Origin of the sequence: Streptomyces sp. SID1328 (assembly GCF_009865595.1) — a bacterium.
Classification (GTDB): Bacteria; Actinomycetota; Actinomycetes; order Streptomycetales; family Streptomycetaceae; genus Streptomyces; species Streptomyces griseoluteus.
Genome location: NZ_WWKH01000308.1, coordinates 1 through 1,786, shown reverse-complemented (window position 1 = coordinate 1,786; position 1,786 = coordinate 1). Strand labels below are relative to the sequence as shown.

Here is a 1,786-nt window from a genome sequence, read left to right as displayed (position 1 = left end):
ACCGCCGCCTCCGGCCACACCCCGGTCCCCACCAAACAAAACGGCATCCCCACCAACTTCCCCCACACAAAGCAGGGCGCGGAGAGCGCGGCGGCCAATTATGCGGTGGCGCTGGGGTCTGCGGAGATGTTCGACACCGGGTGGCGGCACCAGATCGTGGACACGGTCTACGCATCCGACATCGCGGCAGCCAAACAGTCGGCCATGGACCGCGCCTATTCGGACGAGAGGTTCCTCGCCAACATCGGGCTGGCGAAGGACGGCAGCGCGCCCAAGGGCGAGACGTTCATCTCCCGAACCATCCCGGTCGGCACCAAGACCACCGCGTCCGCGCAGGACAGCGCCACCGTGGAGGTCTGGTACACCTCTCTGTTCGGCCTGTCCGGCGAGACCTCGAAGAACCCGGTCAGCGAGAGCTGGTACACCACCACGTACCAGCTGCGCTGGACCGACGGCGACTGGAAGATCACCGACTTCCAGCAGAAGGACGGACCCGTCCCCGTGGGGCGCGACCAGCGGGCTTCCACCGCCAACGACATGACGAAGGCCGTCGAGGAGTTCGGAGGGTTCACGTATGCGCGCTAACCACCGCGTCCTCAGGATCACGGCGGTCCTCACGGCCGTGCAGACGACCGCCGTGCTGGTGGCCACCCGCGCCGTCGCCGCACCGAGCCCCAAGCCGACCTCCGGTGATGACGCCTGTGACCTGATCCGGGGCGCGGCCAAGGAGTTCTGCGAAAAGGAAGACGGCGGAGGCAGCGCCCGCAAAGGCCTCACCACCGACAACCCCCTCACCTCCTCCCTCGACCCCCTCTCCTCGCTCGCCAAGGGTTGCGCGGACGCGGCCTCGTGGACGATCGGGAAGCTGAGCGACGCGGTGAAGGAGACGGCGAACGTCGACTTCACGAACCCGAAGTTCCTCCAGCAGTACGCCGTCGTCTTCGCCGCCTCCACGATCCTCACCCTCGTCCTGTGGCTCCTGGCCGTGGCCAAGCGAGCGGTGAGGGGCGTCCCCCTCACCACCGCCATCTCCGAAGCCGTCGGCTTCCTCTGGCTCACGGTCCTGGCCTCCGCCTTCACCCCCCTGATCCTCTACACCGTCGTCTCCGCGGCCGACGGCGTCACCGACGTCCTGGCGAAGGCCACCGGCGACCAGGCCGACACGTTCTTCGGCACCTTCTCCGGCGCCCTGGAGAAGGGCGACGACATCGGCGGCGGCCCCATCATGCTGATCGTCGTCTCCCTCGTCAGCATCCTCGCCGCAGGCGTCCTCTGGCTCGAACTCGTCATCCGCGCCGCCCTGCTGTACGTAGGCGCCCTCCTCGGCACCGTCGTCTACGCGGGCCTCGTCGACAAGAACCTGTGGGGCCACGTCCGCCGCTGGGCCGGCATCATGATCGCCGTCATCATGGTCAAACCGGTCATCGTCATCGTCCTCGGCCTCGCCGGCGCCCTCTCCGGCGACAGCGGCCCCGACGCCTTCGGCGCCGTCGTCTCCGGCCTCTCGATCATCCTGCTCGCCATCTTCGCCAGCGCGATGATCTACCGCTTCGTCCCTGGCTTCGGCGACGAGATCGCCGGCTCCCGCAACAACCGCATCATGCAGGGCGCCGAGAGCAAGGCCGCCGCCGTCATCAGCTCCCCCGCCACCCTCGTCGCCCAGGGCATCAAGACCCACAGCACCCGCGCCGACAGCAATGCGGGCGGCGGCGGACAGGGCGCGAGCACCCCCCGCCCCGCCAACCCCGCCTCCGGCGGCGTCGCCGCCCACAGCGGCCGCACCCCC

General features: G+C 69.3%; 2 protein-coding genes. Both read left to right on the top strand.

Annotation, left to right across the window (positions count from 1 at the left end; all coding sequences use genetic code 11):
• Positions 1–585, top strand: a 585-nt coding sequence (locus tag GT030_RS09200; protein WP_161200672.1) for a hypothetical protein, incomplete at its 5' end; no start/stop codon positions are given.
• A partial coding sequence (locus GT030_RS09195; RefSeq protein ID WP_161200671.1) for a hypothetical protein occupies positions 575–1,786 on the top strand: 1,212 nt, incomplete at its 3' end. The genes GT030_RS09200 and GT030_RS09195, both read left to right, overlap by 11 nt.